General features: G+C 66.5%; 21 protein-coding genes and 1 pseudogene. 10 read left to right on the forward strand and 12 right to left on the reverse strand.

The window, feature by feature from the left end; genetic code table 11:
* Positions 1 to 63: 63 nt before the first annotated feature.
* Positions 64 to 231 (reverse strand): DUF1931 family protein, encoded by a 168-nt coding sequence (locus tag EKH81_RS01205; protein ID WP_132058151.1) that lies wholly within the window; start codon positions 229 to 231, stop codon positions 64 to 66.
* Between the two features lie 192 nt (positions 232 to 423).
* Between EKH81_RS01205 and larB the strand changes: the two genes are divergently transcribed.
* The 3 genes from larB to EKH81_RS01215 all read left to right on the forward strand — a co-directional run bounded on the left by larB (position 424) and on the right by EKH81_RS01215 (position 1,862).
* Positions 424 to 1,206, forward strand: coding sequence for a nickel pincer cofactor biosynthesis protein LarB (gene larB, locus EKH81_RS01210; protein WP_132058150.1), 783 nt, complete (start codon positions 424 to 426; stop codon positions 1,204 to 1,206).
* A 198-nt stretch (positions 1,207 to 1,404) separates the two neighbouring features.
* Positions 1,405 to 1,554: a DUF7563 family protein gene (locus EKH81_RS19985; protein WP_449405099.1), complete on the forward strand. Its 150-nt coding sequence runs from the start codon at positions 1,405 to 1,407 to the stop codon at positions 1,552 to 1,554.
* A 59-nt stretch (positions 1,555 to 1,613) separates the two neighbouring features.
* Complete coding sequence (locus EKH81_RS01215; RefSeq protein WP_132058149.1) at positions 1,614 to 1,862, forward strand: GIY-YIG nuclease family protein; 249 nt, start codon at positions 1,614 to 1,616, stop codon at positions 1,860 to 1,862.
* A 75-nt stretch (positions 1,863 to 1,937) separates the two neighbouring features.
* Here EKH81_RS01215 and EKH81_RS01220 read toward each other — a convergent pair whose 3' ends face one another.
* Together EKH81_RS01220 and EKH81_RS01225 are read right to left on the reverse strand one after the other, a co-directional pair.
* On the reverse strand, positions 1,938 to 2,507 hold the full coding sequence (locus EKH81_RS01220) for an NADPH-dependent FMN reductase (protein WP_132058148.1): 570 nt from the start codon (positions 2,505 to 2,507) through the stop codon (positions 1,938 to 1,940).
* Positions 2,508 to 2,589: 82 nt separating this feature from the next.
* Positions 2,590 to 3,903 (reverse strand): cytochrome P450, encoded by a 1,314-nt coding sequence (locus EKH81_RS01225; RefSeq protein ID WP_132058147.1) that lies wholly within the window; start codon positions 3,901 to 3,903, stop codon positions 2,590 to 2,592.
* An 83-nt stretch (positions 3,904 to 3,986) separates the two neighbouring features.
* On the opposite strand from EKH81_RS01225, the gene EKH81_RS01230 reads away from it, so the two are divergent.
* The gene (locus tag EKH81_RS01230) at positions 3,987 to 4,646 is read left to right on the forward strand and encodes a helix-turn-helix domain-containing protein (RefSeq protein ID WP_132058146.1); all 660 of its coding nucleotides are present in this window, start codon (positions 3,987 to 3,989) and stop codon (positions 4,644 to 4,646) included.
* A 43-nt stretch (positions 4,647 to 4,689) separates the two neighbouring features.
* Positions 4,690 to 6,072, forward strand: coding sequence for a phosphoglucomutase/phosphomannomutase family protein (locus EKH81_RS01235; protein ID WP_132058145.1), 1,383 nt, complete (start codon positions 4,690 to 4,692; stop codon positions 6,070 to 6,072).
* Here the strand turns inward: EKH81_RS01235 and EKH81_RS01240 are convergent, their stop codons facing one another.
* The 4 genes and pseudogenes from EKH81_RS01240 to EKH81_RS01250 form a co-directional block, all read right to left on the reverse strand.
* On the reverse strand, positions 6,073 to 6,465 hold the full coding sequence (locus EKH81_RS01240) for a GNAT family N-acetyltransferase (protein WP_132058144.1): 393 nt from the start codon (positions 6,463 to 6,465) through the stop codon (positions 6,073 to 6,075).
* The gene (locus tag EKH81_RS01245; protein ID WP_238392112.1) at positions 6,462 to 7,043 is read right to left on the reverse strand and encodes a peroxiredoxin family protein; all 582 of its coding nucleotides are present in this window, start codon (positions 7,041 to 7,043) and stop codon (positions 6,462 to 6,464) included. The genes EKH81_RS01240 and EKH81_RS01245 overlap by 4 nt, the downstream gene beginning before the upstream one ends.
* Positions 7,020 to 7,214 (reverse strand): annotated as a pseudogene (gene samp2, locus EKH81_RS19530) (ubiquitin-like small modifier protein SAMP2); the annotation flags it as partial. The pseudogene samp2 and the gene EKH81_RS01245, both read right to left, overlap by 24 nt.
* 72 nt (positions 7,215 to 7,286) lie before the next feature.
* Entirely contained in the window at positions 7,287 to 7,976 is a 690-nt protein-coding gene (locus EKH81_RS01250) for a lipoate--protein ligase family protein (RefSeq protein WP_132058143.1), read from the reverse strand.
* Between the two features lie 54 nt (positions 7,977 to 8,030).
* On the opposite strand from EKH81_RS01250, the gene EKH81_RS01255 reads away from it, so the two are divergent.
* From EKH81_RS01255 to EKH81_RS01270, 4 genes are read left to right on the forward strand one after another with little or no spacing between them, the layout of a single operon-like run.
* Positions 8,031 to 8,939 carry a DUF8155 domain-containing protein gene (locus EKH81_RS01255; RefSeq protein ID WP_132058142.1) on the forward strand — a complete coding sequence of 303 codons (909 nt, stop codon included), beginning with the start codon at positions 8,031 to 8,033 and terminating at the stop codon, positions 8,937 to 8,939.
* A 55-nt stretch (positions 8,940 to 8,994) separates the two neighbouring features.
* On the forward strand, positions 8,995 to 9,792 hold the full coding sequence (locus tag EKH81_RS01260; protein ID WP_132058141.1) for a hypothetical protein: 798 nt from the start codon (positions 8,995 to 8,997) through the stop codon (positions 9,790 to 9,792).
* Between the two features lie 19 nt (positions 9,793 to 9,811).
* Positions 9,812 to 10,357 (forward strand): PH domain-containing protein, encoded by a 546-nt coding sequence (locus EKH81_RS01265; RefSeq protein ID WP_162224335.1) that lies wholly within the window; start codon positions 9,812 to 9,814, stop codon positions 10,355 to 10,357.
* A complete protein-coding gene (locus tag EKH81_RS01270) occupies positions 10,354 to 11,604 on the forward strand; it encodes an outer membrane protein assembly factor BamB family protein (protein WP_132058139.1) in 1,251 nt (416 codons plus the stop codon). Before EKH81_RS01265 ends, EKH81_RS01270 begins: the two co-directional genes overlap by 4 nt.
* Here EKH81_RS01270 and EKH81_RS01275 read toward each other — a convergent pair.
* Both EKH81_RS01275 and EKH81_RS01280 read right to left on the reverse strand, forming a co-directional pair.
* Positions 11,585 to 12,730: an outer membrane protein assembly factor BamB family protein gene (locus EKH81_RS01275; protein ID WP_132058138.1), complete on the reverse strand. Its 1,146-nt coding sequence runs from the start codon at positions 12,728 to 12,730 to the stop codon at positions 11,585 to 11,587. The two genes, EKH81_RS01270 and EKH81_RS01275, sit on opposite strands and share 20 nt — an antisense overlap.
* A 108-nt stretch (positions 12,731 to 12,838) precedes the next feature.
* Positions 12,839 to 13,411 carry a cysteine hydrolase family protein gene (locus EKH81_RS01280; RefSeq protein WP_132058137.1) on the reverse strand — a complete coding sequence of 191 codons (573 nt, stop codon included), beginning with the start codon at positions 13,409 to 13,411 and terminating at the stop codon, positions 12,839 to 12,841.
* 142 nt (positions 13,412 to 13,553) lie between these two features.
* Between EKH81_RS01280 and EKH81_RS01285 the strand changes: the two genes are divergently transcribed.
* Positions 13,554 to 15,065 carry an Hvo_1808 family surface protein gene (locus EKH81_RS01285; protein WP_132058136.1) on the forward strand — a complete coding sequence of 504 codons (1,512 nt, stop codon included), beginning with the start codon at positions 13,554 to 13,556 and terminating at the stop codon, positions 15,063 to 15,065.
* Positions 15,066 to 15,171: 106 nt separating this feature from the next.
* Here EKH81_RS01285 and pan2 read toward each other — a convergent pair whose 3' ends face one another.
* The 3 genes from pan2 to pepF form a co-directional block, all read right to left on the reverse strand.
* Positions 15,172 to 16,410, reverse strand: coding sequence for a proteasome-activating nucleotidase Pan2 (gene pan2, locus EKH81_RS01290; protein WP_132058135.1), 1,239 nt, complete (start codon positions 16,408 to 16,410; stop codon positions 15,172 to 15,174).
* 83 nt (positions 16,411 to 16,493) lie between these two features.
* Positions 16,494 to 18,206, reverse strand: coding sequence for a methyl-accepting chemotaxis protein (locus tag EKH81_RS01295; protein WP_202935029.1), 1,713 nt, complete (start codon positions 18,204 to 18,206; stop codon positions 16,494 to 16,496).
* Between the two features lie 130 nt (positions 18,207 to 18,336).
* Positions 18,337 to 20,127 (reverse strand): oligoendopeptidase F, encoded by a 1,791-nt coding sequence (gene pepF, locus EKH81_RS01300; RefSeq protein WP_132058134.1) that lies wholly within the window; start codon positions 20,125 to 20,127, stop codon positions 18,337 to 18,339.
* Between the last annotated feature and the right edge of the window lie 131 nt (positions 20,128 to 20,258).

Below are 20,258 nucleotides of genomic sequence, written 5' to 3' on the forward strand. Positions count from 1 at the left end.
TGCGAGCGCGAAGCCGTCGGCTGTGCGACGTGGCGTCGATAAAATAAAAGCGGGTAGTCCAGTTTACAGGTCGCGCGGCTGGACGGTCTTTCGGTCGTTGGCCTCGGCGCGGCGGGCCGCGTCGTCGAGGATGTCTTCGACGCGCTCGTCGAGTGCGTCGTAGAAGTCCGACGCCACGTTCTTGTCGTCCAGTGCGTCCTTGACAGCGGCTTTGACGATGAGGTCTGCCATACGAGTTGGAGTTTCCGCCGACTCCTAATAAAGCTTCCCAAATTCGAATGCGAACGGCGGCACGTGGCGTGGTCCACCGACATCTACGCAGGTGGCCGAAAACTATAAATACGAGTCAGTTGTGTGCCGTCCGGTCGAACTCGCGGACTCGGAGTCGCAGGGTAGGAATACGTAGAGCGTCCACACCCCAGTATGCGTGAACTACTCGAAGCAGTCGCGACGGGAGAGGTGAGCGTCGAGGAGGCCGAGGCGTCGCTCGCGGGCTACGCCACCGGAGAGGCCGGACGATTCGACGCGGCGCGCGAGACGCGCCGCGGCGTCCCCGAGGCGATTCTAGGCGACGGCAAGACGCCCGAGGAAGTCGGGGCGCTCGCCGCTACCGCGGTCGAGACCACCGGCCGGGCAATCGCGACCCGGACCGACGCCGACCACCAGGCCGCGGTCCGCGACCGCCTCGCGACCGACTTCCCGAACGCCGAGGTGACGGTCCACGACCGGTCGGGCGTGGTCGTGGCTCACGCCCCCTCGTTCGAGACTCCCGACGTCGATGCCACGGTCGGCGTGGTGACTGCGGGCACGAGCGACGCGGTTCCGGCGGGCGAGGCCGCTGTCATCGCCGCCGAGATGGGCGCGACCGTCGAGCGCGTCGAGGACGTGGGCGTGGCCGCGCTGACCCGCATCGTGGACCAACTCGACGGCCTCAGAGACGCCGACGTGCTGGTGGTGGCGGCGGGCCGGGAGGGCGCGCTCCCGACCGTCGTCGCTGGCTTGGTAGACACGCCCGTCGTCGGCCTGCCGGTCTCGACTGGCTACGGCCACGGCGGCGACGGCGAGGCCGCGCTCTCGGGGATGTTGCAGTCCTGTACCGTCCTGTCGGTCGTGAACGTCGATGCCGGATTCGTGGCCGGCGCACAGGCCGGACTCGTCGCTCGTGCCGTCGGCGCGAAGTCTCGGGAGGGCGCGGGCGACGAGTGAGTCGCCGACGGTTCGAGCGCGCGATTGTACTCCAGTGAGACGGTCTCGCCGGTCCGCGCCTCGCCGCGCACCCGGCAGGAGTTCTGATTCAACAAAAATTACTTTCTACTCTAAAAAATTGGCGTCGGTTTTTGGAAGCACTTTTGGTGATGGGGGACAAAGATTTGGACACTGGCAGTGTCCCTGCCAGTTGTGAACATGCCAAAGTGTGACCACTGTGGCGCGCACGTCTCCGAACGGTTCGCACGGGTGTTCGCCGACGCGAACGGCCACGTCAGAGCGTGTCCGGGCTGTTCGGCGAACGCTGGAATCGCAGAGGCCGCGCGTCAACGCGCGAGAAACGCATAGTCCACCTACTCGGGCGGGAAACCGAAGGACTGAACCACACCGCGCGAAGCCTGTCAGGCGTGACGGTCCACTGGGTGTACGTCATCGAATGTGACGACGGCAGCTTTTATACGGGCTACACGACCGACGTACAGCGCCGGGTCCGCGAACACGACCGCGGCGAGGGCGCGAAGTACACCCGCGGGCGCACGCCGGTCGAACTCGTTCACACCGAGCGATTCGACTCGAAATCCGCGGCGATGTCTCGGGAGTACGAACTCAAACAGCTCTCGCGCCCGGAGAAAGAGCGAGTAGTCGCCGACGAGTAGCCGGACGGCTACTCGTCGGCTTCGGCCCTCGGCGCGCTCAGTCCCTTCCTGCGCTCGGCTCCTCGTTGTTCGCGGCTAATCGTCGGCTTCGGCCCGCTCGGAGGAGATGCGAGGCTCGATGAACGCGTACTCCACCATCTGCTCGCCGAGCTTTCGCACCCGGTCTTTGATGCCCTCGTCCACGATTTCGCCGTCCTCGATTTTGTCGCGGGCGTTTCGGATGCCGACCTGATGGGGGAGGACCCACGCATGCACGCCGCGGGCGGTCACGCGCATGTGGTCGAGCGTGCTCCCGAACGACCCGCCACCGGCCGAGACCAGCAGGCCAACCGTGGTGTCCTCGTACTCGTCCCACCCGCAGTAGTCGTGGACGTTCCGGAACGCCGCGGAGTACGACCCGTGGTAGACCGGGCTTCCCCAGATGACCGAGTCCGCCTCCCGAATCTCGCGCTTGAATTCGGTCGCTTCGGGCGGTTCGTCCTCGTCGGGGTCGAACATCGGGAGGTCGTACTCGCGCACGTCGAGGAGTTCGGTCTCGGCACCTTCGGCTTCGGCGGCGTCGAGCGCGTGGCGGAGGGCGGTTCGGGTGTAGCTTCCGTCGCGCATGCTCCCCGCGAGCGCGACGACGGTCGGCGTGGATTCCATTACTCGGTGAGTAGGCCCTGACGACGAAAACCCTTTCCGGAACCCGATTTTTGTAAAAATCTAGATACAAACCGGACGAACGTCAACGGCGCTCTGTCCGCACGGGCACCTCGCCCTTCGGTTGGAGCGTGACCGCCGCCGAGAGGTCGAGGTCGTCGTAGCGTCGGTCGAACGTCCAGTCGCGGGCCACCGTGGCGACCGCGAGTTGGGCCTCCACCATGGCGAACTGCCGACCGATGCACCGGCGGGGGCCGCCACCGAACGGAAAGTAGGCGTACTCGGGTCGGTCGCGGTCGGCTTCCAGCCACCGCTCCGGTCGGAACGCCTCGGGGTCGTCCCAGAATCGGTCGTCACGGTGGAGGACCCACGTCGGCAGGACGAGAAGCGACCCCTCCGGCACCGCGTAGTCACCGAACGTCACGTCCTTGGCGGGTTCGCGTCGAATTTCGTGGGCTGGCGGGTAGAGGCGCATCGCCTCCTTCACGACGGCGTCGACGTACTCGAACTCGAATACGTCCTCGACTGTCGGCCGCCCGTCCACGACCTCGTCGAGTTCCTCGCGGAGTCGCGCCTCCGCGTCGGGGTTCCGCGACAGGAGGTCCCAGACGTACGTCAGCGTGAGCGCGGTAGTCTCGTGACCCGCGAAGAGGAAGGTCAGCATCTCGTCGCGTATCTGCTCGTCGTCCATCCCCGCGTCCGCGTCCAGCAACATCGACAGCAGGTCCTCGCGGTCGGCGTCACCGCGCCGACGCTCGTCGAGAATGTCGTAGACCTGCGCTTCGAGGTGGTCCTTGGCGCGGTTCGCCCGCCGGAGGAAGGGGACGGGCGCCCAGTCGGGCGCGAGGAACGTCACCGGCTGGTTCCGGGGCCGGAGGGGTTCCTGCATCGCCTCAACCGCGTCGTAGATGCCTCGTGCTTCGAGGTCGATGTCCTCGCCGAACATCGCCTCGACCAGTATCTCCAGTGTCGTGCGCATCATCTCCTCGCGTAGGTCCACGGTCCCGCCGTCGCGCCAGCGCTCGACGGTGTCCTCCGTCCGCGACACCATGATGTCCGCGTAGTTGCGGATGTGGCTCATGTAGAACGCCGGCTGAATGGCCTCGTGCTGGCGTTCCCAACGGTCGCCCTCGCTGGTGAGGAGGCCGTCGCCGACGATTTCCCGGAGCCTGTCGGTGCTGTCGTCGTGCTTCGGGAAGGTGTCGGTGTCCTCCAGCACCCGCTTCACGTCGTCGGGGTCGGTCAACATGTAGGCGTCCCAGCCGATTATCTCGTAGTTGACGACCCGGCCGTACTCGTCGGCGCATCGCTCCCGGAAGTCGCAGGGGTCGCGGGCCCACTGGTGGGTGTTGCCGACCACGGGCAGGCCGCGCGGTCCCGGTGGCGTTTGCGTCGTCATACGTAACGATAGGGACCGGTCGGCCCTGACTCTACTGCCGCGAATCCACGGCTTCTTTATAAGTGACAAGCGTACGCCGAGGCATGCGGTACGCACGAGTCCGAGTCACGCCGACCGAGGGCGCGGGCGAACACCCGCTCGGCGAGCGCCTCGCGGAGGTCGAGGGCGTCACGCGCGAGCGAATCCATCGCTTCGAGTTACTGGACGACGGCACCGGCCTGTTGCTCGCCGAAGCGAGCGGCGACCAGGACCGCTACGAGCGACTCCTCGACGAGAGCGAGTTCGTCCACGATTACGCCGTCACCGGGGAGGAGGGTAGCTGGTACGCCTACGTCCACTTCGAGCCGAACGACCGAATCAGACGCACGCTGACCGCGCTCCGCGACTCGGAACTGATGATAGAGATGCCCATCGAGGCGCTTCCGGGCGGGACGCGCGAGATGACCTTCGTCGGTGACGAGGGCGCGTTCACCGATGCGATACCAGCCGACACCGACGCCTACGAGGTCGAACTGCTCGAGACCGGCGAGCGCCCGCCGCGAGCAGACGACCTGTTCGCCCGCCTCACCGAGCGCCAGCGGGAGGTGTTGGAGGTCGCGCTCGAACTGGGCTACTACGAGGACCCGCGGCGGGCGACCCACGAGGACCTCGCCGGCGAACTCGGCGTGTCGCCCGGCACGGTGGGCGAACACCTCCGAAAGATAGAGTCGCGGGTGTTTGGACAGTTCGCCCGCGGGCGGTGACGCACGCGGTGGTTTTTTCGCCGGGGGAAGCGATTGGCCGGATATGGAGACGCCGATTTCGTTCGGAACCGACGGCTGGCGAGCGACGTTGGACGAGTTCACCGCCCCTCGCGTCCGGATGGTGGGACAGGCGGTCGCCGACTACCTCAGAGAGGTCGAAGACCGCGACGGGGGAACCGTCGCGGTCGGCTACGACGCCCGCGAGACCTCGCGGGGGTTCGCCGAGGAACTGTGTCGCGTGCTGGCCGCCAACGGCTTCGACGCCCTGATTCCGCCCCGGGACTGCCCGACGCCGCTGGCCGTGTGGACCGTCGCCGACCGCGACCTCGCGGGCGCACTGGTGGTGTCGGCCAGCCACAACCCCCCGAACTACAACGGCGTGAAGTTCTTTCCCCACGACGCCGCACCCGCGCTCCCTGAAGTCACCGACGAAATAATGGCGCGAATCGCCGAACCCCGCGCGCTCTCCGAGGACGAGCAGGGGAGCGTCCGCGAGGAGGACCTGCTCGAACCCTACGCCGAGCACCTGTTCGACCTCGTCGATGCCGACCTGGACGGTCTCGAAGTCGTCTACGACGCGATGCACGGGTCGGGCCGAGGATTCACCGACCAACTCCTCGAACGCGCCGGGGCCGACGTCGAGCGCCTGCGGTGCGAGCAAGACGCCGAGTTCGGCGGCACTAACCCCGAACCGAGCGCCGAGAATCTACAGGGTCTCGTCGAGGCGGTCCGCGGAGGCGACGCCGACCTCGGTATCGCCAACGACGGCGACGCCGACCGAATCGCGCTCGTCACGCCCGAGCGGGGCTTCCTCGACGAGAACCTCTTTTTCGCCGCGACGTACGACTACCTGCTCGAAGACGACTCCGGTCCCGCGGTTCGGACCGTCTCGACCACCTTCCTCGTGGACCGCGTGGCCGAGGCCCACGGCGAGGAGGTCGTCGAGACCGCGGTCGGCTACAAGTGGGTCGCCGAGGCGATGGGCGACTACGACGCCCTCATCGGCGGCGAGGAGTCCGGTGGCTTCTCCATCCGGGGCCACAACCGCGAGAAGGACGGCGTGCTGATGGCCCTGCTCGCCGGGGCGGTCGAGAGCGAACGCTCCTACGACGACCGGGTGGACGGCCTCCTGAGCGAGTTCGGTGAGATACATCAGGACAAGGTCAGCGTCGATTGTCCCGACGACCAAAAACAGCGCGTCCTCTCGGAGTTGGAAGCCGAACTTCCGGACGAGGTGGCGGGCGAACACGTCGAGGACGTGAACACTACGGACGGCTTCAAGATTCTGCTCGACGACGGTTCGTGGCTCCTCGTCCGGCCGAGCGGCACGGAACCGAAGATGCGCGTCTACGCCGAAGCGGGGAGCGCCGAGCGCGTCGCGGCGCTGCTGGAGGCGGGTCGGGAACTGGTCGAACCGCTGGTGTAGCTACGTCTCGACTTCGAAGACGCCGCGAAGTCGCCCCTCGCCGACCGACGAAACCTCGAATCCCAACGATTCGTAGAACGGTCGCACGCTCGGGTCGAACTCCGCAACCAGCGGCCGCCGAGCGACACGCTCGGCGGCCGCTTGGACGAGTCGGGTGCCAAGACCCCGCCCGCGGCGCGCGCGCCTGACCGCCACCGCGTCCACGCGCGCGCCGTCGGTTCGGGGCACGAGGACGAGCGCGCCCAGAATCGGCCCGCCCTCCGCGGCGACCAGCACGTCGCCGGTCTCGATTCGGGTTTCGAGGTCGTCCCGAACGTCGAGCATCGCGGCGTCGAGAACGCGACGCACGCCGAGCGAATCGTCCGGGGTCGCTTCGCGAATCCCGACGCTCATTCGTCGGCTTCGAGCATTCGGTCCACCATCGCCAGCACGTCGTCCGTCGATGGTCGGTCGGCGGGCTTGTCGCCGCGGTGGACGGCGAACAGTTCGAGCCCGTCGCGGGCGTCGAGAATCGCGGTCTCGGGCATCCGTCCCACGATGTCGAGTCGCTTCCCGAGCGCGCCGAATCGCGTCGGTTGGCCGTACTGGTCGGCGACCGACTTCTCCTCGTCGGCGGCGAGCGCGAACGGGAGGTGGAACTTCTTCTGCCACTTCTCGGCCTTCGCCTTCGGTTCGGGCAGGACCGACACGACCGCGGCGTCGCGGTCCCGGAACTCCCCGTAGCGGTCGGCGACCTCCTCGACCTGCTCGCGGCAGTTCCGGCAGCGGTAGTCGCGGTGGAAGAAGACGACGATGGCGTCGTTGTCCGGGTCGGCGGCGAGGTCCGAGAGAACGACCGGGTCGGGACCCGCTCCGGCGTTCGGGAGTTCGAAGTCGAGAGCCGAGACGCCGAGACCCCGGCGTTCGCGGTCGAACTCGGGTATCGGCCCGGCGTCCGCCTCGTCGCTCCCGCCCTTGATGAGCCGAAGCACTTTGACGTGGTCGGCTTCGACCGGCTGGTCCTCCGGCACGGGGCGGCCGTCCACCATCACCGACACCTCGTGGGGGCTGAGGTCCACCGCCGCGAGCAGGTCGGCGTAGGTCGCGTCCTCGACTTCGAGGTCGTGGCTCCCCTCGCCGACGACCTCGACGGTGACGTTCATGGGATGAGTTTCCGCGCCGCAGGTGGTAAGCGTGTCGGGGCCGAGATTCCCCGTCGCCGACCGCTTCGGCGGTCAGTCGTCGCGGTCACCGACCGCGACGACCTCGGTGTCCCGGTCGCCGACGAGCAGTTCCTCGACGGTTCGGACGACCGTCTCGGGGTCGGCGTCGCCGCCGGCCTTCTCGACGCTCCCGACCGAACCCCGGTCGAAGGGCACGTCGAGCGCGGCGTACACCGGGTCGAGAACGTCCGCGATTTCCTCGTGGTCGCGGACCACCACGACGCCCGAGACGAGCGCCGCGTTCTTCCGCACGCGCTGGGCGACTCCGACCAGTTTGCCGTCGCGCTGGAGCGAGTAGTCGCCCGCACAGAAACTCGCCTCGGGTTCGCCCCGGAGCGCGGGCACGCCGAGCCGCCAGAGCGCGCGCTGGACGGCTCTGGTGGTCTCGTCGTAGCGTTCGTCCATCCCGACCCGCATGTCGTCGAGCGGGACCGCGTGGGCGAACGCGACCGTGTTGCCGGTGTACGCGACCGCCCGCCCGCCGACAGACCGCTCGACCGGGTCGAAGCCGGTGGCGCGAGCGACTCGCTTGGCGACGTCGTAGCCGTCGGCCCGCGAGTCGCGCCGCCCGAACGCGAGCTGTCGGTGGGGTCGCCACACCCGAATCGCGGCCTCGCCGGTCGCCGCGGTCCGTTCGAGCATCGCGGCGGTGGCGTTCCGGTCGGCGTTCGGCGAGTCCGCCCGCCCGCGGAGTACGCGCATATCCGGGGGTTGCATCCGGAGTACCTAAATCCACCGGGGTTCGAAGTGCGAGCGATGGTCGTCGTTCCCGCGGGGGTGCTCGAACGCTACCCCCGGTTCTCGCTGTACAACTCCCCCTACGTCGCCCACGACGAGGGGTGTGCAATCGACCTGTATCCGCAGACCGACGACGCTCCCGACAGCGACGATGCCGTCAACTCCGACGACGCGCCGAGTCCGGTCGCGGGCGAGGTCGTCGCCACCCGGACCGTCTCCGCGCCGCCGAAACCCTACGCCGTTGCGAACGACCACCTCATCGTGGTGGACACCGGCGACCACCTCGCGCGGATGCTCCACGTCGAACCTGGTGTCGAACCCGGCGACCGAGTCCGGGTCGGCGACTCGCTCGGAGAGATGGTCCGGTCGGGCTTCTTCGCGCCGTGGGTCGATAATCACATCCACCTCGGCTTTCGGGAGCGCGACGCCGACCCCTATCGAGCGTCGGGGTCGCTTCGGGTCGAGGCGGGCGTCGAAGTCGAGCCAGTTCTGTGGGACGGGGCCGGGGTCGTGGTCGAGCGCGCCGACACCTACGTCGTCCTCGATTCGCCCGACCACCCCGCGCCCGGCGAGCGGTTCGCCGGAATCGCGTGCGAGGAAGGGGAAGTACTGGACGGCGGGCTTCCGCACTACGACGGCGGCGGCGTTCTCGGCGGTGACACTCTCGGCGAGGAGTCGAACGACGCGAGCGAGACCGCGGCGGCCGCCGCGGTCTCGCTCGCGGGTCGGCAGGTAGGGGTCGCAGAAGGCCGAACCGTCGCGTGGGACGACGTGACCGTGCTGGCGAACGGGACGCCGATTACCGGGATTTCGCTGTGCTGTTCGCGACGAGCGTCGTTCGGCGCGAAATTGGTGTGTCCCGACGCGGAATTCACGGTTGGCGAGGAAGTCGAGGTGCGCTTCGAGGCGCAGACCCCCCCGGCGTGACCCGGACATCTTTGAAAAATTTTATATTGTATTCCCGACGGTTGCTAACCGTAGCATGTCACGGACGGTTAACGTGGTCTCCGGGCTGTACGACGCGGTGTTCCGACCAGCGTCGCTCGTCGAGGCACGAACCGTCCGCGAGCGACAGGGCTCCGTGTTGAATCAGCTCCGGCAGTTCCGACAACTGGTCGTCGTCTACGTGGTCAATCTCGCGGCGTACGCCGGGCCACTCACCGTCGCGGGCTTCGGCCGACAGAACGTCCCCGCGATGCCACCGTGGTTCGAGGGCGCGCTGGCCGGGCTCGGTACTCCCGAGGCGTGGGAGCTCCTGTACGCGTTCGCTCAGAACTCGCTGTTCCTGTTGGCCGCGACGGCGCTGACGTTGCTGAGCGTCCACGTTTCGATGGTATTGACGCTCCAGTCGAGCGGGGTCCTTCGGTCAGCGTACGCGGTCATCTACAGCACGAGCGCGTACCTCGCCGGAATCTTCACCGTGGTCTGGTATCTCTCGACCACGTCGGGCGTGACGGCGGCCCGAACCCTGGTCGTCGATCTCCAGAAGACGTTCATCTACGCGGTCATCGACTGGTTCGGTGCGGACCTCGGACTCCCCGGCGGGCGACCCGGTTCTCTCGAATTCGGTCAGCTCACCCCACACGGGCAGTCGGTCCTGGCGGTTCTCGCCGTTCTTGTCGCGTACTACCTCTACTCGCTGTACCTCGGTGCGCGCATCAATCATGGGGCGAGCCGGACCGACGGACTACTCGTGGTCATCGCGGTGGCCCTCTCACCGGTCGTCTACATCGGAGCGTCGATACTCACGTACACCGTCTCCACCGTTCCCGTACCGTGACGCCTTCCACTTCGACACTATGAGCGCCCAAACACCCGACACGCGCGACGAAGACGTACCGACCGACGCAGAGAGCGGCGCGACGACGCCGGAGTCGGAGCGGAAGACGGTCTCGACACCGATACGGACTCACCCGACGGTTCGGCCGACGCTAATCTGGCTCGGCGTCGTGACGGTGCTCGGGGTCGGAGTGATCGCGGCTATCTGGACCAACACCGATCTGGTCGGCGGTCCGCAAGTGGCGAACGTCGTGATTCAGGCCGTGGGGCTGCTGACGTTACTGGGCATTCTTCGGTTCCTGGCCCGAGTGTACGTGCTCCGGCAGACCAAGTACGTCGTCGATGAGGACACCATCACGCGCCAGTACGAACTGTTCTTCCGGACGTGGCAACGCACGGTTCCCGTCTCGAAGGTTCGGAGCCACGAACTACGCCAGAGCAGGGTCCAGAAGTTGCTCGGCTACGGTACCATCTCGCTGAATCAGGGGCTGGGTGCCATCGAACTGGAGAACGTCACGAGCCCGCATTCGTTGTACGACGACGTCAGTACCTTAGTCGAGCAATGAGCGACGACTCGATGTCCCGAGACGGTTCGTGCGTCGTCCGTCGTCGCGACGTCCTCGCAACGGTCGGCTCGCTCGTTGCTTCCTCGGGCTGTCTCCGGCTGACGGCGACCGGGGAGGGTACGACCACTCGGGAGACCCAGTCGGACGACGACACCACGACCGGCGAGGACGCGCCGACCGACACCGAGCAACCCGACTCGACGACCGAGACGACCGAGACGACCCCGGAGTGGGACGTCGAGTTGGACCCCCAGTGGAGCCAGCACTTCGAACCGGGCGAGCACGTCCTCGACGACGACGTGCTGTACGTCGCCGACCGCGACCAGACGAGTGACTTGGGACTGCTCGCGCTGAACGTCGCCGATGGCTCTGAGCGCTGGACGGTCTCGGCACCGTACCGGACGCGCTCGCTCTCGCTGGCCGGCCGGACCCTCTACGCTGGCGTGGGAGAGAGAACCGAAAGCGACGGCGCGCTGTACGCCGTCGACGCCGAATCGGGGTCCGCAGAGTCCGTCTTTGACGCCGACCAGTCGCCGACGGTCGGCCCGCCGCTGACCACCGACGACACCGTGGTCTTCGGGACCACCTACCACGACGAAGGCGAGGACCGCCTCTACGGCCTCTCGCGGGACGGGTACGACGTCTCGTGGTCGTCGAGCGTCGAGGACGGCTACTACACCGGCGGCGTCCTCGCGGACGGCACCGCCTACCTCGGCGGGTTCGACTACCAGTTCGGAGCCCTCGACCCCGAGACCGGCGAGTGGGCGTGGCAAGGGAACTGGCAACTCGCACCCGACACCGACCCCGTGGTCCGAGACGGGTCGCTGTTCTTTGTCGACACCGACCGCGGGCTCGTCCGCCTCGACCCCGAGACCGGCGAGAGCGAGTGGTCCCACGAGGTCGAGCGGGAGACGAACGTCGTCTCGCACGTCTCGGGACCCGTGTTCGACGGCGACGTCGTCTACCTCACGGTCGGCCCGAACGTCCACGCCACCGAAGTCGGCGGTGACGGTCTGTGGTCGGTCGAACTCCCCGAACCGGTTCGGTACTCGCCAGCAGTCGTCGGGGACGTGGTGTGGGTCGCCACGCAGGACACCGATGTCCTCCACGGTCTCGACGTCGAGACCGGCGAGACGGTGTACCGCGAGCAACTGCCCGCCCGGACCGAGCGGACGGTCGCCGCTGGCGACCGATTGGTCGCGTTCCTCGACGACCGCGTGTTGGCGTTCACGGTGTCTCGACCGTAAACGCCTCGACGCCCCGGTCGTGTTCGACGTAGAGAACGTCGTCGGAACTGGCGAGCCACTTGCCTTCACCGTCGAGTTCCGTCTCGAACAGCACCTCCTCGTGGGTCGGTTCGACCGCAAGGAGTCGGTTCTCGACCGTGAGAATCCAGACGTAGCCCGCGTGGAACTCCGGCGGAGTCGTGACGTACGTCTCTTCGCCGGTGTCGACCAGCTTCCGACCGTTCGAGCCGTCCGCCTCGACCGCGTAGAGGCCGTCGAAGCCGCCGACGTACAGGGTCCCGTCGGCCAGCGTCGGCGCGGTGTGGAGGCGTCTGTTCTCGAAGTTCCACTCCTCTATTCCGCTGGCGACGTCGAGCACACGGAGTCCCTCGTGGGCCGTGAGATACGCGACGCCGTCTTCTACGAGCGGACGCCCGCTAATCCCCCAGTCCGTCGAGGTGCCCTCCGAGCCATCGTCGAGGGAATATGTCGCGAAGTGATTGGCGTAGCCGACGAACACGGTGCCGTCGGCGATGGTGATGCCGTCGACGCTGTCCTCGGAGAACTGACTCGCGTCCCATCTGCCTTCGAGGCCCTCGCGGTCGAACGCGAACAGGATTGGTCCCTCGCGGTCGGACGAAGTCCCGTAGACGCCCGCGAGAACTGCCTCGTTGCCGACCGTCACCGACCGGAGCGGTCGGTCAACCTCGGTGCGCTCGCGGACCTCTCCGTCGCCGACCGTCGAGACGACTCCGGTATCCTCGTCGCCGTCGGATGCCGCGCCGACAGCGACCACGCCGTCGTCGGTCGGCGCGACTTCTCTGACCGACGAGTCGGTGGTCGCAGTCCACCGCTCGTCGCCGGACTCGGGGTCGAGCGCGGTCACGTCCGACCCCGTTCCGACGTAGAGCACGTCCTCACCCATCGCGGTAGTCGAAGGCCGGTCCGACCACAGCCACGTCGAGTCGACCGAGAGGACCCCCGGTGAGTCGCTCGTCGTCGTGTCGTCCGACGCGTCGTCGTCGGTTGGTCCGGTCGTCTCCGAGTCGTCGGCGGTTTCCGTCCCGGTTTCGTCGGCGTCAGTCAGGCGGAGACAGCCGCCGAGTGCCGACAGGGCGGTCACGGCGAGCAGTCGTCTTCGGCGCATCTGATTCGCGGTTGAGACTCACTGTAAGTATATTTACTGGTTCCCGAAACGACTGGAACGGACGGAGGGGGCGACTGGAGACGCGAGACCGGGATGTGTCCACCAGCGCTACTCGAACTCGATTTCGCCCTTCGTCGTCGTCTCGCCGAACAGCCAGTCCGAATGCTCGACCGCGTACTCTTTGTGACTCTCCTCGATGTAGCCGATGGCGTCCTCGATTAGCACCGGTCGGTAGTCCCGGAGGCCCGCGCTTCCGGCGGTGTGGAGGACGCAGACGTTCGCCAGCGTGCCGCAGATGAGGAGGTCGTCGATTTTGTGCGCGTCGAGATACCCCTCCAAATCGGTCCGATAGAAGGCGTCGTAGGTGTGCTTCTCGACCACGTGGTCGGTCTCGCGCACGTCGAGGTCGTCGTGGAGTTCGGCCTCCCACGAGTCTTCGAGGACGTGTTCGCCCCAGCGCGCGAACTCGTCGTAGTAGTGGTTGCCCTCGAACTGCTCGGGCGGATGCACGTCGCGGGTGTACACGACCGACGCGCCCGCGTCGCGCGCGGTCGAGACCACGTCGGCCACGTCTCGGACGGCGTCCTCGCTGGCGGGCGCGTAGAGGCTCCCGTCGGGGTGACAGAAGCCGTTCTGAACGTCCACGACGACGACTGCGGTGGATTTCGGGTCGAAATTCATGCGCGAGTCTACGGCCCGGGGTGAAAAAACGTTTTTTCGTCATCCGGCGAATCACCCCGGTCGCCGGATAACGAATCTCTCGGAGTCTCAGGTTTCTTTCAAGACCTTTTTGACCCAGTGGTCCTACATGATAGTTACACGAATGCGTGCAAGCCTAGCAATCGCGGTCGCGCTCATGCTCGTCGTCGCGGGGTGCTCACAGGCACCCGGCGCGGGCACGACGGCGGACACGACCGGTGCGACCGACGCGCCGGGCCAGTCCGACACCGATTCGGACTCGACCGACTCCGGGGGAGAACAGTCTGCGGTGAACAAACCCGACGACCCCGATTCCGACGTCCTCGGATGGGAGGACGGCATCTGGTACAACGAGACCATCAACGTCACGCCCGAGGACGGCCTGAACGACACCGAGTTGGAGAAGGTCGTCTCGCGGTCGATGGCCCGCGTCGAGCAGGTCCGCGGTCTCGAATTCGACGACCGAGTCCCGGTCGAGATACAGACCCGCGAGGAGTTCCGCGAGGAACAGCAGGGTCAGTCGGTTCCGGACCACCGGAGGGTGTTCGACAACACCAAGTTCGAAGCCCTGTTCATGATCAACGAATCGACCGACTCCATCGGCGTCCAGAACAGCAACTCCGGGTCGGCAATCGGCGGCTTCTACAGTCCCGCCGAGGAGCGAATCGTGGTGGTCTCGGAGAACTCCGAGACGCCCGAACTCAACGAAATCACGCTGTCTCAGGAGCTGTTCCACGCGCTGCAGGACCAGCACTTCGACTTCGATTCGTTCAATCAGTCCACTCGCGAACTCCACAACGCCAAGGACGGCCTCATCGAGGGCGACGGTAACTACGTCGATTATCTCTACGAACAGCGGTGTGGCGACGAGTGGGGTGGCGACTGTCTCACCCCGACCCCTCAACAGCAGTCCGGCGAGGGACTCGCCAACATGGGTCCGTACATCCTGAAGTTCCAGCCCTACAGTGACGGCCCGGCGTTCGTTCGGGGCGTCCACCGCGAGGGCGGCTGGGACGCGGTCAACGACCTCTACGAGAACCAGCCCGAGAGCACCGAGCAGATAATCCACCCCGACAAGTTCGGCGACGACTCGCCGACCGAGTTCCGCGTCGAAGACGCGTCGGGCGAGTCGTGGGACCGGCTGAGCGTCGACGGCCGACCCGACTACGCGAGCGTCGGCGAGGCGGGCATCTTCTCGATGCTCATGTACCCCTACTACAAGTCCGGGGGCGAGTCGCAGGTCATCCCCGCCCAGGACTTCTTCAACGTCGACCAGTCGAGCGGCGAACTCCGAACTATCGACCCGCTGAACTACAACAGCACGCCCTCTGACGGCTGGGACGGCGACAAGCTATTCGTCTACACCAACGACGCCACCGACGAGAACGAGACGGGCTACGTCTGGCAGTCGGTCTGGGACTCCGAGCAGGACGCCGGGGAGTTCGTCGAGGGGTACGAACGACTCCTGAACTTCAACGACGCGACGCAAGTGGACGGCCGCGAGAACACGTGGCGCATCGAGGGCGAGTTCGGTGACGCCTTCTACGTCCAGCAGGACGGCGACACGGTGACCATCGTGAACGCCCCGACCGTCGAGGCGCTTTCGGGCGTTCACGAGGACGCGGCGTCCGAGTAGCGCGGCTCATCTTTTTCCTTTCGCTCGAAACGGAAAACGGATTCGACCTTCGAAAAACAGACTCGACCTGCGACTGTGGATTCTTTTAATGGGCGTCGCTCGGAACTCAGTACGCGTAGCTCGGAAGCGAGCCTTCGGTCACGATGCCGGTATCGTCGTCGCCCTCGTCCAGCTTTTCGATGGCGTCTCGGAAGTCGGCGTCCACGACCTCGGTGCGACCGTCGCGGATGGCGAACATCCCGGCTTCGGTCGTCAGGCTCTCGATGTGCGCGCCGCTGTAGCCGTCGGTGTCCTTCGCGAGTCGGTCGAAGTCCACGTCGTCGGCGACGCTCATGTCGCGGGTGTGGATGTCGAGAATCTTCCGACGCGCCTCGGCGTTCGGCTTGGGAACCTCGATGAGGCGGTCGAACCGGCCGGGCCGGAGGATGGCCGAGTCGAGCATGTCGAAGCGATTCGTGGCGGCGATGATGCGAATCTCGCCGCGGTCCTCGAAGCCGTCCATCTCCGAGAGGAGTTGCATCATCGTGCGCTGAACCTCGGCGTCGCCGGAGGTCTTCGAGTCGGTGCGCTTGGACGCCACGGCGTCGATTTCGTCGATGAAGACGATGGCGGGCTCGCGCTCGGCCGCGAGTTCGAACAGGTCCCGGACCAGCTTCGCGCCCTCGCCGATGAACTTCTGGACGAGTTCGGACCCCGCCATCTTGATGAAGGTGGCGTCGGTCCGGTTGGCGACGGCCTTCGCCAGCATCGTCTTGCCGGTGCCGGGCGGGCCGTGGAGCAGGACGCCGCTCGGCGGGTCGATGCCCACGGTCTCGAACTGCTCGGGGTTTTCGAGCGGCTGTTCGACCGCTTCGCGCACCTCGCGGGTCTGTTCTTCGAGACCGCCGATGTCGTCGTAGGTCACCCCGGGCGATTCGTCTATCTCCATTGCCTGCGCGCGGGCGTCCTTCTCGGAGTCGAGGACGGTCTGGACCGTGAACGAGTCGTTGACCGCGACTCGGTCGCCCGACTCTATCGTGTCGCGCAGGCGCGGGGACACCTCGGTCAGCACCTCCTGATTGTTGCCGTGCTGTTTGATGATGACGCCGTCGTCGGTGAGTTCCTCGGCGGTCGCGACGTACAGCGAGGTGGTCTTGAGCGTCTCGTTCTCGCGTTCGAGCCTATCGACTTCCTCGCGCAGGCCGCGCCTGCGCTCGCGGGCGGCGTCGAGGCGGTCTTCGAGAGCATCGTTGACGCTCACGACTCGTGAGAAGTGCTCGCGAAGCGCCGCGAGCCGCTCGCCCTCGCTCATTTCGGGGTCGAGTTCGAGTGTCGGGTGGTCGGGGACAGGTGAGCTACGCGACATTCTTGTTGTTCACCTATAGGCCACCGTCTTAAAAGTGCCTTTGGGTCTCGGTCGTTCTCCCGCAAAAAAGTGTTTCGTTCGGGTCAATCGGCGCGGGTGGGGTTCGGACCCGCCGTGGTCGCCGCCGAATCGGCATCCGGAAGCGTGAACGACCCGAGTCGGGCGTCGAGTTGGTCGGCCTTCGCCGACAGCGACACCAACTGCTCGGAGACCGTCGAGAGCGACGTCGCCTGCTGGTCGCTCGCGGCCGCCGCGGTCTCGGACTCCGCGGTAGTCTCCTCGCTGATGGCCGCGACCTCCTCGACCATCGTGACCACGTCGGTCGCCGATTCGGCCTGCTGGTCGGTCGCGTCGCTTATCTCGTGGACGCTCGCGTCCACGTCGGTCACCACGTCCGCGATGTCTTCGAAGTCGTCGAGCGCCGCCTCGACGGTTTCGACGCTGTGGGACACCTGCTCGCGAGTCTCTCGCACGTCGGCGACCGTCTCGGCCGACCGGTCCTGTATCGCGTCGATTCGGTCCGTTATCTCGTCGGCGGCCTCGCCGGTGTCCTCGGCGAGGTTCTTCACCTCGTCGGCGACCACGCCGAACCCGTCGCCGCGCTCGCCCGCTCGCGCGGCCTCGACCGACGCGTTGAGCGCGAGGAGGTTCGTCTCGGTCGCCACCTCGTCGATGAACGACGCGACTTGGTCGATTTCCTCGATGTCGCTCGCCAGCGCCTCGACCGATTCGGCCGCCCGCTCGATGCCGTCCTCGACTCGGTCGAGTTCTGCGACCGCCTCGCGCGCGGCGTTCCGGCCCGACTCGGCGCGGTTGGCCGCGGTGCCCGCGGTCTTCGCCACCTCGTCGGCCGAGGCCGCGATTTCCTCGACGGTCGCCGACAGCGTGCTCATCTCGGCCACCACCTCGTCGAGGCGCTCGGTCTGCTCGGCCGCGCCCTCCGAAATCTCGCCGACCGCTCCGGCGACCTCGTCGCTGGCCTCGCTGACCTCGCGCACGTCGGTCTCGGCGCGCTCGCTCGCGGCCGCCACCTCGTCGGCGAACGTCGCGAGTTCGGCCATCGTCTCGCCGAGGGTCTCGACCAGCGCGTTGTAGTTCGCCACGACCTCCTCGTGGGCGTCTTCCTCGGCGACCGCGGGGTCGATGGCCGCGGTCAGGTCGCCGTCGCCCGCGCGCTCGGTCGCGTCGGCGAACGCCTCCACGAGCGCCTGTAGATGCTCGGACCGGCGTTCGAGGTCGGCGGTCGTGGCTTCGAGGTCGGCGGTCGTGGCTTCGAGGTCGGCGGTGTACCGCTTGAGGCTCTCGGCCATCCGGTCGAGCGCCGCGCCGAACTCGCCGGGCACCTCGCGGTCGAGCGCGGGGTCGTCGAACGCCTGTCGGGAGAGCGCGTCGGCTTGGTCGGCCACCACGTCGAGGTACGCCCGCATGTCGGCGAACGACCCCACGAGGTGGCCGAGTTCGTCGCTCTGGTCGGTCTCGGGAAGCGGCGCGTCGAGGTCGCCGCTGGCGATTGCGTCCGCGCCGCGGTCGAGCGCCAGAATCGGCTCCACGAGGTCGCGTCTCGCGATGAGGACGGTGTTCACGAACGCGACCACCGACAGCGCGAGGAGTCCGATTGTGAGCACGACTCGCGCGAAACTCCCGACCAGAAACGGGAGCGCCGCGAACGCCACCGTGACCGAAAACTGGATGGCAACCGCCGCGACCACCTTTCGTTCGACCGATTCGGTCACGCCGAGACGGTCCATCGACCACCACAGCGCGTCCTCGTACTTCGAGCGAAGTGTTTGGCTCATACTCGGTGATTCACACGACCCCTAATTAAACCGAGGTACGTTTTCTCACGAACTGAAAACGGGGATGGCCACGAGCAAATACAAACGCGACTGGAACGAGACCCGACCGACCTCGACGAGACGGCCGCGCTCAGACGAGCGCGGCCATCTCGTCGAGGTACTCGTCGTACACGTCGAGCGCGCGCTGGATGGGTTCGGGCGAGGACATATCGACGCCCGCGATTTCGAGGAGTTCGAGCGGGTACTGTCGCGACCCGCTGGAGAGGAATTCGAGGTAGTCCTCGACCGCTGGCTCGCCCTCCTCCAGAATTCGGTCGGCGAGCGCGACCGCCGCGCTGATGCCCGTGCTGTACTGGTAGACGTAGTAACTTCGGAAGAAGTGCGGGATTCGAGACCACTCGCGGGCGATGCGGTCGTCCACGACCGCGGGTTCGTAGAACTCCGTCTTGAGGTCGCCGTAAATCTCGTCGGCCGTCTCGGGCGTCAGCGCGCCGCCCTCCTCGACCACCTGATGGGCCTGGTGCTCGAAGTCGGCGAACATGGTCTGGCGGTACAGCGTCGAGCGGAAGCGTTCGAGGTACTCGTTGAGGACGTGTCGCCGGAACGTGGGGTCCTCGACGGTTTCGAGCAGGTGGTTGGTCAGCAGGGTCTCGTTGACCGTACTGGCGACCTCCGCGACGAAGATTTCGTAGCTCCCGTAGACGTAGGGCTGATTCTCGCTGGTGAGTTGGGAGTGGAGCGAGTGGCCGAGTTCGTGGGCCAGCGTGAACATCGAGGAGATATCGTCCTGCCAGTTCAGCAGGATGAACGGCTGGGTGTCGTACGTGCCGCCGCTGTACGCGCCCGCTCGCTTGTTCTGCGTCTCGTACACGTCCACCCACTTCGATTCGAGGCCCTCGGCGACCCGATTCTGGTAGTCTTCGCCCAGGGTACCGAGCGACTCGACCACGTGGTCGGTCGCGGTCTCGTACTCCACGTCGGGCGTCTCGGTCTCGGTCATGGGCATGTAGAGGTCCCACATCCGAAGCTCCTCGACGCCGAGGCTCTCGCGTTTGAGTTCGGCGTGGCGGTGGAGTTTGTCGAGGTTGTCACGGACCGTCTCCACGAGATTATCGTACACCTCGGTCGGGATGTTCGGCCCGTCCATCGCGGCCTCGCGCGCGGTCTCGTAATTGTGAATCCGGGCCAACTGCACGTCGGCCTTCACGTTGTTCTTGTACGCGGTGCCAATGGTGTTGTGGACCTCGCCGAGTCCGTCGTAGAACTCCTCGTACACCGTCTGTCGGAACTCCCGGTCGGGGTTCTTCTGGAGCGTAGTGAAGTTGCTCTGAGTTATCTCGACCGCCTCGCCGTCGGGCTTTTCGACCGTCGGGAATTCGAGGTCGGCGTTCATCAGCATGCCGTAGATGTCACCCGACGCGCCGGTCACCTCGCCGAGTTCCGCTAGCACGTTCTCGACCTCCGCCGAGCGCGTGTGGTCGGCCATCCGAAGCACGTCGTCGAGGTAGTGGTCGTACTCTTCGAGTCCGTCGGTCGATTCGACCATCCGCTCGACCGCCTCGCGGTCGAGGCGCTGAATCTCCGGCCCGATGAAGCTCGCGGCGCTGCTCGCGTCCGACGATAGCGACATCGCCCGCCCTTCGAGCGCCTGATACTGCTGGTCGGTGGTGTCCTCGTCCTTCCGCATTCTGGCGTACGAGGCTATCATGCTCACCTCGCGCATCACTTCGTCCCGGAGTTCGAGCACCGACAGCAGCGTCTCGCCGTCGTCGGTGGCTTGCCCCTCGTAGGACGCCAGTTCGTCTATCTGCTCCTCGACGGCGTCGTAGGCCGCCTCCCACTCGTCGTCGGTCGCGTAGATGCTCTCTAAGTCCCACTTGTACTCGGCATCTATCTCCGACCGCTCGGGAACCGAACTCATACTGTCGAATTAGGAACGGCTTCGTGTAAGCTTTTGTTATTCGGTGGCGCGCCACGACTCGATTATGGCCCCACTCGATTCTCGCCTCCCGAACACTCGCCCCGACCCACGGCTTTTTGCGTTCGGCCCGC

This window comes from Halorussus amylolyticus (assembly GCF_004143485.2).
GTDB classification, from domain to species: domain Archaea; phylum Halobacteriota; class Halobacteria; order Halobacteriales; family Haladaptataceae; genus Halorussus; species Halorussus amylolyticus.